Source organism: Shewanella inventionis, assembly GCF_019931735.1.
Lineage (GTDB): Bacteria > Pseudomonadota > Gammaproteobacteria > Enterobacterales > Shewanellaceae > Shewanella > Shewanella inventionis.
Genome location: NZ_CP082926.1, coordinates 4163764 through 4178950, shown reverse-complemented (window position 1 = coordinate 4178950; position 15187 = coordinate 4163764). Strand labels below are relative to the sequence as shown.

Annotated in this window: 11 protein-coding genes and 1 tRNA gene; 10 read left to right on the top strand and 2 right to left on the bottom strand. The window is 43.9% G+C overall.

Features of this window, described 5'->3' with window-relative positions; genetic code table 11:
• Positions 1 to 125 precede the first annotated feature (125 nt).
• The 10 genes from K8B83_RS18655 to K8B83_RS18610 all read left to right on the top strand — a co-directional run bounded on the left by K8B83_RS18655 (position 126) and on the right by K8B83_RS18610 (position 12301).
• A complete protein-coding gene (locus tag K8B83_RS18655; protein WP_188740122.1) occupies positions 126 to 1226 on the top strand; it encodes a polyamine ABC transporter substrate-binding protein in 1101 nt (366 codons plus the stop codon).
• Positions 1227 to 1383: 157 nt separating this feature from the next.
• Positions 1384 to 2520 (top strand): polyamine ABC transporter ATP-binding protein, encoded by a 1137-nt coding sequence (gene potA, locus K8B83_RS18650; protein ID WP_188740121.1) that lies wholly within the window; start codon positions 1384 to 1386, stop codon positions 2518 to 2520.
• On the top strand, positions 2517 to 3416 hold the full coding sequence (locus K8B83_RS18645) for an ABC transporter permease subunit (RefSeq protein ID WP_188740120.1): 900 nt from the start codon (positions 2517 to 2519) through the stop codon (positions 3414 to 3416). Before potA ends, K8B83_RS18645 begins: the two co-directional genes overlap by 4 nt.
• Complete coding sequence (locus tag K8B83_RS18640; protein WP_188740119.1) at positions 3413 to 4228, top strand: ABC transporter permease subunit; 816 nt, start codon at positions 3413 to 3415, stop codon at positions 4226 to 4228. The genes K8B83_RS18645 and K8B83_RS18640 overlap by 4 nt, the downstream gene beginning before the upstream one ends.
• Positions 4229 to 4416: 188 nt before the next feature.
• The gene (locus K8B83_RS18635) at positions 4417 to 5703 is read left to right on the top strand and encodes an NAD(P)/FAD-dependent oxidoreductase (protein WP_223418647.1); all 1287 of its coding nucleotides are present in this window, start codon (positions 4417 to 4419) and stop codon (positions 5701 to 5703) included.
• A 72-nt stretch (positions 5704 to 5775) separates the two neighbouring features.
• Positions 5776 to 7224 carry an NADP-dependent succinate-semialdehyde dehydrogenase gene (gabD, locus tag K8B83_RS18630; RefSeq protein WP_223418645.1) on the top strand — a complete coding sequence of 483 codons (1449 nt, stop codon included), beginning with the start codon at positions 5776 to 5778 and terminating at the stop codon, positions 7222 to 7224.
• Between the two features lie 11 nt (positions 7225 to 7235).
• On the top strand, positions 7236 to 8513 hold the full coding sequence (gene gabT / locus K8B83_RS18625) for a 4-aminobutyrate--2-oxoglutarate transaminase (protein WP_223418643.1): 1278 nt from the start codon (positions 7236 to 7238) through the stop codon (positions 8511 to 8513).
• A gap of 128 nt (positions 8514 to 8641) precedes the next feature.
• Positions 8642 to 10759, top strand: coding sequence for a methyl-accepting chemotaxis protein (locus K8B83_RS18620; protein ID WP_223418642.1), 2118 nt, complete (start codon positions 8642 to 8644; stop codon positions 10757 to 10759).
• Positions 10760 to 10843: 84 nt separating this feature from the next.
• Positions 10844 to 11503, top strand: coding sequence for a pseudouridine synthase (locus tag K8B83_RS18615; protein ID WP_223418640.1), 660 nt, complete (start codon positions 10844 to 10846; stop codon positions 11501 to 11503).
• Between the two features lie 75 nt (positions 11504 to 11578).
• The gene (locus K8B83_RS18610) at positions 11579 to 12301 is read left to right on the top strand and encodes a DUF599 domain-containing protein (protein WP_223418638.1); all 723 of its coding nucleotides are present in this window, start codon (positions 11579 to 11581) and stop codon (positions 12299 to 12301) included.
• 323 nt (positions 12302 to 12624) lie between these two features.
• On the opposite strand, the gene K8B83_RS18605 is transcribed toward K8B83_RS18610, so the two are convergent.
• Both K8B83_RS18605 and rpoD read right to left on the bottom strand, forming a co-directional pair.
• Positions 12625 to 12701, bottom strand: a tRNA-Ile gene (locus tag K8B83_RS18605).
• Between the two features lie 517 nt (positions 12702 to 13218).
• A complete protein-coding gene (gene rpoD / locus K8B83_RS18600) occupies positions 13219 to 15072 on the bottom strand; it encodes an RNA polymerase sigma factor RpoD (RefSeq protein WP_223418636.1) in 1854 nt (617 codons plus the stop codon).
• Positions 15073 to 15187: the final 115 nt, after the last annotated feature.

Below are 15187 nucleotides of genomic sequence, written 5' to 3'. Positions count from 1 at the left end.
CGATGCATAGTTAAGTTGTAGCATTGGATAATTTCTTTCAGTAGAAGGAAGATTTTACACGCTGGTATTACAGCGAAAAAAACGAATGTCAGTACAATCTGACCATTATCCAAAAGGGAGAAAGTATGAAGCTACGAAACAAACTATCCACATTGGCCCTCATCACTGCAAGTGTGTTTGCAAGCACTGCGATTCAGGCCGAGGAAGTGGTCAAAATGTATAACTGGTCAGATTATATCGCCGAAGATACATTGGCTAATTTTGAAAAAGAAACCGGCATCAAAGTCATTTATGACGTGTTTGACAGCAACGAAGTGCTAGAAGCTAAGTTACTGTCTGGCCGCAGTGGCTACGATATTGTTGTGCCTTCAAATCACTTTTTAGCTAAGCAAGTTATTGCGGGCGCATTCCAAAAGTTAGACCGCACTAAGTTGACTAATTATGCCAACTTAAAGCCTGATTTAATGAAGCAGTTGCAAAAAGCGGATCCTAACAACGAGCACGCTGTACCTTACTTGTGGGGTACCAATGGTATTGGTTACAACGTTGATAAAGTGAAAGCCGTTATTGGCGAAGACGCTCCATTTGATTCACTAGAACTTATTTTTAACCCTAAGTATGCAGAGAAGATTGGCTCGTGTGGTTTTGCGATGCTCGACTCAGCGGATGACATGTTGCCACAGGCGTTAATTTACCTAGGGCTAGATCCTAACAGTAAAAATGCAGCTGACTATGAAAAAGCCGCTGAAGTATTGGCAAAAATTCGTCCTTACGTGACGTATTTCCATTCTTCTCGTTATATTTCTGATTTAGCGAACGGTGATATTTGTGTGGCATTTGGTTTCTCGGGTGACGTATTCCAAGCAGCGGCTCGTGCAGATGAAGCCGGTAACGGAAACAAAATTGGTTACTCTATCCCTAAAGAAGGTGCCAACTTATGGTTTGATATGTTAGCCATTCCACAAGATGCCACTAACGTAGAAAACGCACACAAACTGATTAACTACTTATTACGCCCAGACGTTATAGCACCTATTAGTAACTATGTTGCTTATGCTAACCCTAACGTACCAGCGCAAGAGCTTGTAGACGAAGCCATTCGTAACGACCCTGCCATATACCCACCACAGGCGGTAATTGACAATCTGTACATTGGCGACATTCGTCCATTGAAAATTCAACGTGTGGTAACACGCGCTTGGACCAAAGTGAAGTCAGGCAAATAATCTGATGCACTAGGGCGAGGTAACTCGCCCTACTTTATTACACTTGTTTGTATACTTTATTTGGCTAATTTAGCCTGTTTACACAATGGTTAACTGTGTGTGTAACAACACTTTTCGACTGTTATGCAACACATACTCCAAAAGGCGGAGCAGTATTATGGGAAACACCTCGGGCGTCACTAATAAACCAAGCACAAAGACGCAAGAACAAGTCCTGGTTAAGATTGATCGCGTTAGTAAGCTATTTGACGATGTACGTGCGGTAGATGATGTGTCTTTGACCATTAACAAGGGCGAAATTTTTGCTCTGTTAGGTGGGTCAGGCTCTGGAAAGTCTACTTTGCTGCGTATGTTAGCTGGCTTTGAAAAACCGACTGCCGGGCGTATTTTTCTTGATGGTGTCGACATAACTGATATGCCACCGTACGAACGTCCTATTAATATGATGTTTCAATCGTATGCTTTGTTTCCGCACATGACGGTAGAGCAAAATATTGCTTTTGGTCTTAAGCAAGACAAAATGCCAAAAGCAGAAATTGAAGTACGTGTAAAAGAAATGCTTAAACTGGTGCACATGGAAAAATTCGGCAAGCGTAAGCCGCATCAGTTATCGGGTGGTCAGCGTCAGCGTGTGGCGTTAGCTCGCTCTCTTGCTAAACGTCCAAAATTATTATTGCTCGACGAGCCAATGGGCGCGTTAGACAAAAAGCTGCGTACTCAAATGCAGTTAGAAGTGGTTGATATTTTAGAAGCGGTAGGCGTAACTTGCGTGATGGTAACCCACGACCAGGAAGAAGCCATGACCATGGCTGGCCGTATTTCTATTATGCATGAAGGCTGGATTGCCCAAACTGGTAGCCCAACCGATATTTACGAGTCGCCAGTGAGCCGCATGGTGGCTGAATTTATTGGTACTGTGAACTTATTTGAAGGTGAGATTATTGCCGACGAAGTCGATCATGCCATTATTAAATCAACAACATTAGATCGTGAGTTTTATATTGGTCACGGGATTTCAACTAGCCTTGAAAATAAAAATATCTTTTTAGCATTGCGCCCAGAAAAAACCATTATTACCCGAGAAAAACCTGCCAGTGAATACAACTGGGCCCATGGTGTTGTTCACGATATTGCCTACCTTGGCGGTTTATCTGTGTATTACATTAAGCTTAAAAACAACCAAATAGTGCAATGTTCAATGATTAACCGTGAGCGCCGTGCTGACCACCCCACGTGGGAGGAAGAGGTGTACATCAGTTGGGAAGACAGCAGCGGGGTTGTATTAAACTCATGAAGAATCCACTGAAAATAATCAAAGGGCGCTATTTAACCATGGGTGTGCCTTACCTGTGGTTATTAATGTTTTTTGCGCTGCCGTTTGCCATTGTATTAAAGCTGAGCTTTTCGTCTGCGGCGATTGCGATTCCGCCCTATGAAGCCACCTTTAGTTACGTCGACGAGATGCTTAATATTACTTTGAATTTAAGTAACTATTTTTTGTTACTGCAAGATTCAATGTATTACATGGCGTATCTCACGTCGTTAAAAATGGCGTTTGTCGCTACATTAGGCTGCCTTATTTTAGGTTTTCCGATGGCGTACGCCATTGCCAGAGCCCCTGCTCGGTTGCAAACCGTATTTTTGTTATTGGTGATGTTACCGTCATGGACGTCATTCTTAATTCGTATTTACGCTTGGATGGGCATTTTAAGTAACAATGGCTTAATCAATAATGCGTTAATGTGGTTAGGGGTGATTTCTGAACCCATTCAAATGCTTAATACTAACTTTGCAGTGTATATCGGGATTATTTACGCTTACTTGCCGTTTATGATTTTGCCCTTATATGCCACCTTGGTGAAATTAGATTTAAGCTTAATTGAGGCCGCATCTGATTTGGGCTCAAGCAGTTTTAATACCTTTTGGAAAATCACCTTACCTTTATCTATGGGCGGTGTGATCGCAGGCTCAATGTTGGTGTTTATTCCTGCTGTTGGTGAGTTTGTTATCCCTGAGTTGTTAGGCGGCCCAGATTCATTAATGATTGGTAAGGTGTTGTGGCAAGAGTTCTTTAACAACCGTGATTGGCCAGTCGCATCGTCGTTAGCCATCGTAATGTTAGCGCTGTTAATTATTCCAATTACCTTATTCCACCGCTATCAGTCACGTAATATGGAGAACGATGTATGAAGAAGTTAAGTTTCTCTAAAGTGATGCTGTGGTTTGGCTTGCTGTTTTTATATGCACCAATGTTTATTTTAGTGATTTACTCATTCAACGAATCCAAACTGGTAACCGTATGGAGTGGGTTTTCGCCAAAATGGTACGGTGAACTGTTTCAAGACACCCAAATCCTTGAGGCAGTGTGGACCAGCTTAAGAGTTGCGTTTTACAGTGCCACAATGGCGGTCATTATTGGCACCATGGCTGCTTTTGTGATGACGCGTTTTCGTCGCTCGTGGGCAAAACTCACCTTGTCTAACATGATCACCGCTCCTTTGGTTATGCCAGAGGTGATTACCGGTTTGTCGCTGTTACTCCTGTTTGTTGAAATGGCCGACTTGCTTGGTTGGCCTGCTGAGCGGGGCATGGTAACCGTGTGGATTGCGCACTCAACTTTTTGTGCTGCCTACGTTGCTGTTGTTGTGTCGTCTAGGTTGCGCGAGTTGGATTTATCGATTGAAGAAGCCGCAATGGATTTAGGTGCGACGCGGTTAAAAACCTTCTTTTTGATAACCGTGCCGATGATATCTCCAGCTCTCGTTGCTGGTTGGTTTTTGTCGTTTAGCTTGTCGTTAGACGACTTAGTGATAGCCAGCTTTGCATCAGGTCCTGGTTCGACAACATTACCTATGGTGGTGTTTTCGTCGGTGCGTTTAGGGGTATCACCTAAAATTAACGCGTTGGCGACGATTATCATTTTAAGTGTGTCCTTGGTGGCGTTCTTATCTTGGTACTTGGCACGTCGATCAGAAAAAAAATCCAGAGAAGCGATGGAGTAATGTCGCCTTGTAGATTGAATAAAAGCCACGCTCCTTGAGTGTGGCTTTTTTTTTGCTACAGCAACGCCTAGGGTGTTAAATATATTCTACAAAGTGTCAATAATTATGTTTTATAAGCTAGTTTTTAAATAGGCTTAAGTGTACGATGAAGTAGTTGTTTTTTGTTTAGAACCCATAAAGGAAGTGCTATGTCCGCCACACCTCACACTAGCTCATATTATGCTGCGTCGGCTAACGATAAAGTTGAACGCCCACGCTTAGAATCGTCAATAGAAACCGATGTTTGTATCATTGGTGCGGGTTATACCGGGCTGTCATCTGGGCTGCATTTATTAGAAAGCGGTATGAAAGTGGTTATCCTTGAGGCGGCCAAAATTGGGTGGGGCGCTTCGGGGCGTAACGGCGGACAAATTGTTAACTCATTTAGCCGTGACATCGACAGCATCGAAAAAGTGGTCGGTAAAGAGCAGGCTAAATTATTTGGACAAATGGCATTTGAAGGCGGCCAAATTATTCGTGATCGTATTGCTAAGTACAATATTGACTGCGACTTAAAAGATGGTGGCGTGTTTGCCGCAATGAACGCCAAGCAAATGGGCCATTTACGGTCTCAAAAAGCACTGTGGGAGTCTCATGGTCATCACAATCACCTAGAGTTAATGGATCAAGATGCCATTCGCAAGGTGGTCGACACTGATCTCTACGTTGGTGGTTTACTCGATAAAAGCGGTGGTCATATTCATCCACTCAATCTTGCATTAGGTGAAGCCCGTGCCGTTGAATCATTGGGTGGATTGATTTTTGAAGACTCGGCAGTGATTAAAGTCGACGATGGCGCATCGCCAGTGGTTCACACTGCCAAGGGGCAGGTTAAATGTAAATTTGTGGTGGTGGCGGGCAATGCTTACTTAGGTAAGTTGTTGCCAGAGTTACAGGCTAAATCAATGCCTTGTGGCACTCAGGTTATCACCACTGAGCCTTTATCTGACGATGTTGCTGCCAGCTTGTTACCACAAGACTATTGTGTAGAAGACTGTAATTACCTCCTAGACTATTACCGCTTAAGTGGAGATAAACGACTCATATTTGGTGGTGGTGTTGTGTATGGCGCTCGCGATCCTGCTAACGTTGAAGCCTTGATTATGCCTAAATTACTAAAAACCTTTCCGCAATTAAAAGGCGTTAAAGTGGATTACGCCTGGACGGGTAACTTTTTAATGACCTTATCGCGCTTACCGCAAGTGGGTCGAATTGGGCATAACATTTATTACTCTCAAGGCTGCAGTGGTCACGGTGTTACCTATACTCATTTGGCTGGCAAATTAATTGCCGAAATGCTCAATGGTCAGGCAACCCGTTTTGATGCTTTTGCTGCATTACCTCATTACCCCTTCCCAGGTGGGCATGCTTTACGTGTTCCTTTTAGTGCGTTAGGGGCCTGGTATTACACCATGCGCGATAAATTGGGCATTTAGTCTAAGCGCACCACTAAGTTGAGATTATTTACAAGGAATTAAGTTGTTTATCAAATTGAGTAGGAGTGCGTTGTGATTTTAAATGATCCAAGTTTATTGCACCAGCAATGTTATATCGATGGTGTTTGGGTTGGTGCAGACAGTGGTGAAACTGTTGCTATCCTCAACCCTGCCACTCAAGAGTTGATTGGCCATGTGCCTGTTATGGGCGCTGCTGAAACTCAAGTCGCTATCAATGCCGCTAACAAGGCGCTACCAGCCTGGCGCGCGCTATCTGCAAAAGAGCGCAGCCAAAAACTGAGGCGCTGGTTTGAATTAATAAACCAACATGCCGACGACCTTGCGCTCATGATGACAACAGAGCAAGGCAAGCCATTAGCTGAAGCCAGAGGCGAGGTGACATATGCCGCCTCGTTTATCGAATGGTTTGCAGAAGAGGCCAAGCGTGTATATGGCGATACGATCCCTGGTCATCAAGCTGATAAAAGGTTAACGGTAATTAAGCAACCTGTTGGTGTTACAGCGGCCATTACACCGTGGAATTTCCCTGCGGCAATGATCACCCGTAAAGCTGCGCCAGCACTTGCTGCTGGCTGTACTATGGTGGTTAAGCCTGCCCCGCAAACGCCTTTTACCGCTTTAGCTTTAGCTGAGCTCGCCCACCGTGCAGGTATTCCTGCTGGTGTGTTTAGTGTGGTTACTGGTGACGCTATTGCTATTGGTAATACACTGTGCGAAAGCCCAATAGTGCGTAAACTCTCGTTTACTGGCTCAACCGCCGTTGGCATTAAGTTAATGGAGCAATGCGCGCCTACACTTAAAAAACTGTCACTTGAACTAGGCGGTAATGCGCCGTTTATTGTGTTTGACGATGCAGACATTGACGCCGCGGTTGAAGGCGCCATGATTGCAAAATACCGCAATGCCGGCCAAACCTGTGTATGTGCTAATCGTATTTATGTTCAAGCAGGCGTGTACGAGCAGTTTGCTCAAAAATTTGCAGCAGCGGTAGCCAAGCTCAGTGTCGGTAACGGCGCAGATGACGGGGTAAATATTGGCCCGTTAATCAATCAAGCCGCTGTGGCAAAAGTGCAAAGCCATTTAGCTGACGCCGTTGCAAAAGGCGCTAGTGTTGTAGTTGGCGGCAAGCCCCATACTTTAGGTGGTTTTTTCTTTGAGCCTACCATTTTACGCGATGTCGATAAGACAATGTTGGTCGCTAAAGAGGAAACTTTTGGCCCGTTGGCGCCGCTGTTTAAGTTCGACACGGTTGATGATGTGATTAAGCAAGCAAACGATACCGAGTTTGGCCTAGCGGCGTATTTTTATGGCCGTGATATATCCCTTGTGTACAAAGTCGCAGAAGCACTTGAGTATGGCATGGTGGGTGTGAATACCGGCTTAATCTCAACTGAAGTGGCACCCTTTGGTGGTATTAAATCTTCAGGATTAGGCCGCGAAGGCTCTAAGTTTGGTATCGAAGAATACCTTGAAATGAAATATATCTGCATGTCAGTTTAAGAGAGTGGCTAATGACTAAAACAAATGATGGACTAATGGCTCGTCGCCAGGCGGCAGTAGCTCAAGGTGTTGGGCAAATTCACCCTATTTTTACTGAACGTGCTGAAAACGCCACAGTGTGGGACGTTGAAGGTCGCGAGTATATTGATTTTGCTGGAGGCATAGCGGTGCTCAATACTGGGCATTTGCATCCTAAAGTTAAAGCCGCGGTGGCAGAGCAGCTAAATGCCTTTTCGCATACTTGCTTTATGGTACTAGGTTACGAAAGTTATATTGCGGTGTGTGAAAAATTGAATCACCTAGTGCCAGGCGATTTCGCCAAAAAGACAGCGCTATTTACCAGTGGTTCTGAAGCGGTAGAAAACGCCGTAAAAGTGGCAAGAGCTTACACAAAACGAGCAGGTGTGATTGCATTTACCTCAGGTTACCATGGCCGTACCATGGCCGCGCTTGCCCTAACGGGTAAGGTCGCGCCATACAGTAAAGGTATGGGATTAATGTCTGCCAATGTGTTTCGCGCCGAGTTTCCTTGTGAAATGCATGGCGTGAGTGAAGACGATGCAATTGAGTCAATTGAACGTATTTTTAAAAATGACGCTGAGCCAAGTGACATAGCGGCTATTATTTTAGAGCCAGTGCAAGGTGAGGGCGGTTTTTACGCTGCTACGCCATCGTTTATGAAGCGTTTACGAGAGTTGTGCGACAACCATGGCATTGTGCTTATTGCCGATGAAGTGCAAACCGGCGCTGGCCGCACAGGCACCTTTTTTGCGATGGAGCAAATGGGTGTAGCTGCAGACATTACCACCTTTGCTAAGTCTATCGCGGGCGGTTTTCCGTTGTCGGGTATTACTGGTAAAGCAGAGGTGATGGACGCTATCACCGCTGGCGGTCTCGGTGGCACTTACGGCGGTAGCCCGTTAGCCTGTGCTGCTGCCCTTGCAGTGATTGAAGTGTTTGAAGAAGAGCAACTGTTAGCTCGTGCAAATGATGTTGGCAATAAGCTTAAATCTGCATTAACCGATATGCAGGCTAAATATCCGCAAATTGCAGATGTGCGTGGTTTAGGCGCGATGATCGCCATTGAATTGATGGAAGATGGCCAGCCTGCACCGCAATACAGCGCTAAAATTTTAGCGGAGGCTCGCAGCCGTGGTTTGATTTTATTGTCTTGTGGCACCTACGGTAATGTTATTCGCGTTTTGGTGCCTCTAACGGCACCAGATGCGCAAATAGAGGTTGGGTTAGCGATTATGGATGGCACATTTCAAGCTGTGTTTACGTCTTAAGGTGCTGTTTGAAAAATAATCAATTAAATCCCGCTTTTAGCGGGATTTTTTTTAGCCGTTTGGTTATTTTATATAAAACACGACTACACTTTAGTACTAGCTGTATTTTCAATTGGGAGTTTGCATAAATGAAAGCATTATCCATTAGGTCAAAGTTGTTATGGATAACATCAACACTGTTTATTGCCACCGTCATTACACTCTCAATCAGTTTGTGGGTTGTGCTCAAAGAGAAAAATAATACGCTAGCCGCCGAAGTTGAAGTGGCTTTACAGCAAGAAATTAACGATAAGTTATCGGCTAGGGCGGGTGAATATGGTGAGCGCGTTGCTGGTTTTATTAACGAGGCGTATCGCATTCCATACTCATTTACTGGGTTAATTGAACAAACGTCGAAAACCGATCCGATAACCCGCGAACGACTTGAACTATCGCTTGCTGCCATTTTGCAAAAAAACCAACAAGTGTCTTCAATGTATGCGCAATTTGAGCCTAATGGTTACGATAATCTTGATGATAGTTACCGTATGGGGAGCAGTCACAGTGTGGTTAACTCTGGAACATTAGAGATATATTATGCCCGAGATAGTAATGGCAACATTGAGCAAATCCAAATTGATGATGCCGCAGAAAAATATAAAGACACCCTTAATGAGTTTGGCATTAGAGACGCTGAATGGTATTTATGCGCAAAAGATGCAAAACAGCCTTGTTTAATGGAGCCTTACCTCTATGAAATTACGCCAGGCAATAATGCATTAATGACCTCGTTAACTGTGCCTGTTGTGGTCGATAATCAATTTAAGGGATTGGTTGGCGTAGACATTAACTTACCCCTATTTCAAACCATGATTATGCAACTGTCTAAAAGCCTGTATCAAGGGCAAGCTAAAGTCACGTTGGTTAGCCAAAAAGGTTTTGTGGTTGCTGCAAGCCATTACACAAAATTTGCTCGTCCATTGAGCGAGTCTGTTAAGCCAGAACTCGCTAAAAAATTATTAGCGCTAAATAACACATCGGGTTTTGTCAACGAGCCAGACAGCATTGCGGTAGGGTATCCAATTGCTATACCGATTGCGAATGCGACATGGTCTTTGATTATTGAAGTACCTAAAAGCCAGGCTTTTTTAGCCGTTAATAATATGAATGACGCCATGACGGAAATGGAAGCGTCGTTAGGCGGACTTCTTCTCATGATTGGTATTGCGGTGACTGTGATTGCCGTGATTATTATTGGTGTGGTAATACGCAGTATTATTGCCCCGCTAAACATGATCCAAACCAGAGTGGAAAATCTCGCTAGTGCAGAGGGGGATTTAACTCAAACCGTCGACGTGGATGCTCACGCAGAATTAATCGCCCTTGGCCGTGGTATTAATGCTTTTATTGCTAAACTGCGCCATTTAATTTCAGAGTTAAAAATACTGGCAGACAGTTCCCAACAAGAGAGTGTCAAGTCGGCCGACATTGCCAAACACACCCGTGAAAGCGTTAATCGCCAGTACAGCGAAATTGAAAGTGTGGTCACTGCGGTAAATCAAATGAGCGCCACAGCGCTTGAGGTAGCAAAAGCGTCTGAGCAAACCGCAATGGAAACCGAGTCGATGACGGTTAACGTTAAAGCCGGAGAAACTCGCCTTACTCAAGCCATGGTGTTTGTTGAAGGTATGTCTAAAGAGTCAGCCCAGGCGCAGCAAGCCGTTAATTTAGTCGCCCAAAGCAGTGGTAACATTAGCCGTATTTTAGACGTGATTAGCGCTATTGCAGAGCAGACAAACCTTTTGGCGTTAAATGCGGCCATTGAAGCTGCACGGGCCGGAGAGCAGGGCCGAGGATTTGCTGTTGTGGCTGACGAGGTCAGAACGCTTGCCTCAAGAACGCAACAGTCAACAGATGAGATCAGCACTTTAATCGACGCGCTACAAAAAGAGGTGAAAAACGCGTCGAACATTATTGATAAAGGAGCGCAAGGCGCCAACAAAGCTGTTGAACAAACCCAATTGGCTTTGGAGTCGTTGAATGCAATAGTGTCGCAAATTGATGAGGTATCAAGCCAAGTCACGCATATTGCTACCGCAGCAGAACAGCAAAGTGCTGTAACAGAAGAAGTCAGCCGTAACATTACCGGTATTTCGGACTCGGCGGCAGAGTTATCTCAACTTGCCGATGAAGCACAATCAAGCAGTGACAGCCTTGCAGAGCTTGTACGTCAGCAGCATCAACAACTTGGACGTTTGCGTACTTAGTAAGTGACGAATTCCTTAAGGCAAAGGTGGCTTGTCGTCACCTTTGCAATTATGATCGCGATATAATTTGATGATCAAAATATTATGTCTGAATTTATTGCGCCACCCTGTCACGGTGTTATTGAGGTGTTATACCAAGATGAACACATACTGCTAATCAACAAACCTTCAGGGCTATTGAGCCTGTCTGGTAAAAATCCGTTAAATAAAGACTCAGTGCATTATCGTTTAGTGCAAGATTATCCAAGTGCCACGTTATTGCATCGCCTCGATTTTGGCACATCAGGCATTATGCTGGTGGCGCTGAATAAACACGTAAACGGTTTACTTACTCAGCAATTTCAGCAGCGCACGATTACCAAAACCTATACAGCAATGTTGCAAGGACTTGTTGCGGATAATGAGGGGGTGATTGATTTACCCATTGCCAAAGATGTCGACAACTTTCCGTTGATGAAAATTTGCCATAACACAGGTAAGCCTGCTTATAGCCAATATCAGGTAATAGATAGGCACCCCAAAGGGGAATCGACAAAGGTTATTTTTACGCCAGTGACAGGTCGTACACATCAATTGCGGATCCATAGCCTGAGTATGGGACACCCCATTTTAGGCTGCGATTTATACCGCAATGAGCAATCACAGCAAATGTCATCTCGGTTACTCTTGCACGCGACAACCCTAGAATTTATCCACCCAGTGACTAACACTAAGATGAAATGTATTTGTACCAGCCCTTTTTAGCTAAAAACTCATTTAAGGGTGATAAAAACTGATGCATAATCAATCTATTGATTTAGTTTAAAAAGGAATATTTGCATGGTGATTTCATGGTCTGACTCATTAGCCTTGATTGTTTTTTTAATCAGTTGGGTTGGATACACCAGCTTTGCTAGACGAAAAGCCAAAACCACCAATTGTATTGCCAGGGTGATGCACCAACAGCGAATATTATGGATGTCGCAGGTGATAGCTAAAGAGGTCAGGGTAGCTGAAGCTGCTTTACTGGCAAACCTAGAGCGCAATATTGCTTTTTTCGCCTCAACGACTCTGCTGGTACTCGCGGGTGTGTTGACCTTATTTTCGCAAGTTGAAAAGCTTGAAACTGTTATAGCGTCTATTCCGTTTACCGCCCCACCTAACCATGCTTTAGTCCAAGTTAAGCTTGGCATGCTGGCGGGTATTTTTGTGTTAGCGTTTTTTCAATTTACCTGGTCTATGCGTCAATATGGTTTTGTTAACGTGATGATTGGGGCCGTGCCGCTCGATAAAACAGGCACAGATAAAAACCTATTTGCCTATGCTAGGCAAATGGCGGTGGTGCAAGATCAGGCCGCTCATTCTTACAATTATGGCCTGCGTTCTTACTATTATTCAATGGCCGCGTTATGCTGGTTTATCCATCCATATATGTTTATTGTGGCCAGCTTATTTGTTGTTTACACCTTATACCAACGCGAATTTAACTCTAAAGCGGTTATCGCTATTACGGCAGCACAGGCACATTTAGAGAAAAACCCACTGTATGTGCGTAAGGGGTAACGTTAAAGCACTCAATAAATGGTTATCGTTTAATTGGTAAATGATTTTCGAATAACAGGGGATTTTTTAGGTTGCCAAGTAATATCAATCAGCACAAGAATGTGATCATTCTTACTGGTTAACATCGCTTATAACGTTGTTATAAATTTTGAAGGTAGAACAATTAGCTTGCTGCAATTTCTGATCGCTTTTTATCCTGATTGATATAACAGGTATGTTTACTGATTATACAGAGTATATTTGGCCTTCAGCACCTATTACAGCACCGAGAAATCATAAACGAAAAAGCCGCAGCAATATAAATTGCTGCGGCTTATCTGAATTGGTGGCCCCTCCCAGACTTGAACTGGGGACCTGACGATTATGAGTCGTATGCTCTAACCAACTGAGCTAAGGGGCCGACTTAAGATAGTCGTCACTATCGAAAGCGGGTGAAAGTATACGAAGTTTGTTCGCGCTTGTCACCCGTGTTTTGAGCACTATTTACTTATCTTGTTTCAATTGGTTATCTGTTAAGCAGTTTTGTCCTATTTAAGGCAAATAATGGCAACTGTGATAGCCATTTTCTCAAGGTAAATGGCGTTAACTCGCTGCAACGAATGATATTGTGCTGAGTTGTTTGTATTAAAAGTGAGTAAGAAACCTCAGCTCTGGATAACAAACGCCTTTCAAGCAGTCCTTTGCCTTCCTCACTGCGTTGAATTAACTTGCAATAGGCTAGCTATTGACGCGTTAATTCGCCTTGTTAGCAAAACAAATCACAAGCTTGACAGTGGATTTTAGTCAATCTATTGATTTATATCGTTATCAATACATCTCTTATCCAGAGTTGAGGTTAAGAAGCTTTTAGTGCTTTAAATAAAAAGTATAAAAAAACCTGCCGAAGCAGGTTTTTACCACAGATAACTCAAATAAGCTTATTCGTCTAAGAACGACTTTAAGATTTCTGAGCGAGAAGGGTGGCGTAACTTACGTAACGCTTTAGCTTCAATCTGACGAATACGCTCACGTGTTACATCAAACTGTTTGCCCACTTCTTCTAATGTGTGGTCGGTGTTCATGTCGATACCAAAACGCATACGCAGTACTTTGGCTTCACGGGCTGTTAGGCCTGCTAGGACTTCGTGTGTTGCGTTTTTTAGACTTTCGCTTGTGGCTGAGTCTAATGGTAACTCGAGGGTGGTATCCTCGATAAAATCACCTAAATGCGAATCTTCATCGTCACCGATTGGGGTTTCCATTGAGATTGGCTCTTTAGCGATTTTTAGTACCTTACGAATTTTATCTTCAGGCATCATCATACGTTCTGCCAATTCTTCAGGAGACGGCTCGCGGCCCATTTCTTGAAGCATTTGACGTGAAATACGGTTCAGCTTGTTGATGGTTTCGATCATGTGTACTGGAATACGGATTGTACGTGCCTGGTCAGCAATCGAGCGAGTAATCGCCTGACGGATCCACCAAGTTGCATAAGTTGAGAACTTATAACCACGACGGTATTCAAATTTATCTACAGCTTTCATCAAGCCGATGTTACCTTCCTGAATTAAGTCAAGGAACTGTAAGCCACGGTTGGTGTACTTTTTAGCAATAGAGATAACAAGACGTAAGTTGGCTTCAACCATTTCTTTCTTAGCACGACGTGCTTTGGCTTCACCAATTGACATACGACGGTTAATGTCTTTAATGCCAGCGATAGTTAAATCGGTTTCTTCTTCAATTGCGGCTAATTTACCAACACAACGCGCGACGTCGTCTTCAATCATTCGAAGACCTTCAGCGTACGGCTTAGTACTGGCTTTTTCTGCGTTAAACCAATCTAAGTTCGTTTCGTTGCCGGTAAATGCTTTAATGAAGTTTTTCTTCGGCATTTTAGCTTGTTCAACACAAAGCTTGATCACTAGACGCTCTTGAACGCGAACGCGATCCATCATGTTGCGCATGTTTTTCACTAAACGGTCAAACTGTTTAGGTACTAGACGGAATTCTTTGAATAATTCACCGATAACAAATAATGAACCGATAGCTTCAGGGTGATCACGGCCTTTTTCAGCAATAATGGCTAAGCTTTTTTCGTAAGCTTCTCTTAGTTGAGTAAACTTTTCTTTGGCTTCTTCAGGATCTGGGCCTTTGTTGCCTTCATCCTCATCATCACCGCTGTCATCGTCGTCATCGTCATCATCATCGTCGTCATCGTCGTCGTTACGATCGTCATCAGATAATTCAGAGCCAACGTTTGTTGCTGTTGGTGCAACATCGTCTTCGTCAGGATTGATAAATCCAGAGATAATATCAGACAAGCGTAATTCGTCAGCTTCGTACTGGTCGAATTGCTCTAAGATCATTGCGATAGCTTGAGGGTATTCACTGACAGAACTCTGTACTGTGTTAATACCTTCTTCAATACGCTTTGCAATAACAATTTCGCCTTCGCGAGTAAGTAGCTCTACTGTACCCATTTCGCGCATGTACATACGTACAGGGTCTGTGGTACGGCCTAACTCACTTTCAACGGTAGCGAGTGCTGCAGCAGCTTCTTCTGCCGCGTCTTCGTCTGTGTTGTCTTCCGACATCATCATGTCATCGGCATCTGGCGCTTCTTCAAAAACGCGGATACCCATGTCATTTATCATCTGGATAATATCTTCAATCTGATCTGAATCGACCATGTCTGCTGGTAAGTGGTCGTTCACTTCAGCATAGGTTAGGTAACCTTGCTCTTTACCTTTAGCGAGCAACAGTTTGAGTTGCGACTGCGGAGTGTGATCCATAGATATCATCCAAGTTTGGGTAACTGATAAAACGATAGGCCATTTAGCTATGCTAAGTGGCGCGCAAATCGTCAATTATAACTGTGTGGACTAATCTTAGCTAGTCCGTGGCACC

Bases quoted from the DNA above. Each gene is read 5' to 3' on its own strand.
- K8B83_RS18655 (WP_188740122.1), top strand. From the start codon at position 126: ATGAAGCTACGAAACAAACTATCCACATTGGCCCTCATCACTGCAAGT.
- K8B83_RS18615 (WP_223418640.1), top strand. From the start codon at position 10,844: ATGTCTGAATTTATTGCGCCACCCTGTCACGGTGTTATTGAGGTGTTA.
- rpoD (WP_223418636.1), bottom strand. From the start codon at position 15,072: ATGGATCACACTCCGCAGTCGCAACTCAAACTGTTGCTCGCTAAAGGT.
- gabT (WP_223418643.1), top strand. From the start codon at position 7,236: ATGACTAAAACAAATGATGGACTAATGGCTCGTCGCCAGGCGGCAGTA.
- K8B83_RS18635 (WP_223418647.1), top strand. From the start codon at position 4,417: ATGTCCGCCACACCTCACACTAGCTCATATTATGCTGCGTCGGCTAAC.
- K8B83_RS18620 (WP_223418642.1), top strand. From the start codon at position 8,642: ATGAAAGCATTATCCATTAGGTCAAAGTTGTTATGGATAACATCAACA.
- K8B83_RS18640 (WP_188740119.1), top strand. From the start codon at position 3,413: ATGAAGAAGTTAAGTTTCTCTAAAGTGATGCTGTGGTTTGGCTTGCTG.
- potA (WP_188740121.1), top strand. From the start codon at position 1,384: ATGGGAAACACCTCGGGCGTCACTAATAAACCAAGCACAAAGACGCAA.
- K8B83_RS18645 (WP_188740120.1), top strand. From the start codon at position 2,517: ATGAAGAATCCACTGAAAATAATCAAAGGGCGCTATTTAACCATGGGT.
- K8B83_RS18610 (WP_223418638.1), top strand. From the start codon at position 11,579: ATGGTGATTTCATGGTCTGACTCATTAGCCTTGATTGTTTTTTTAATC.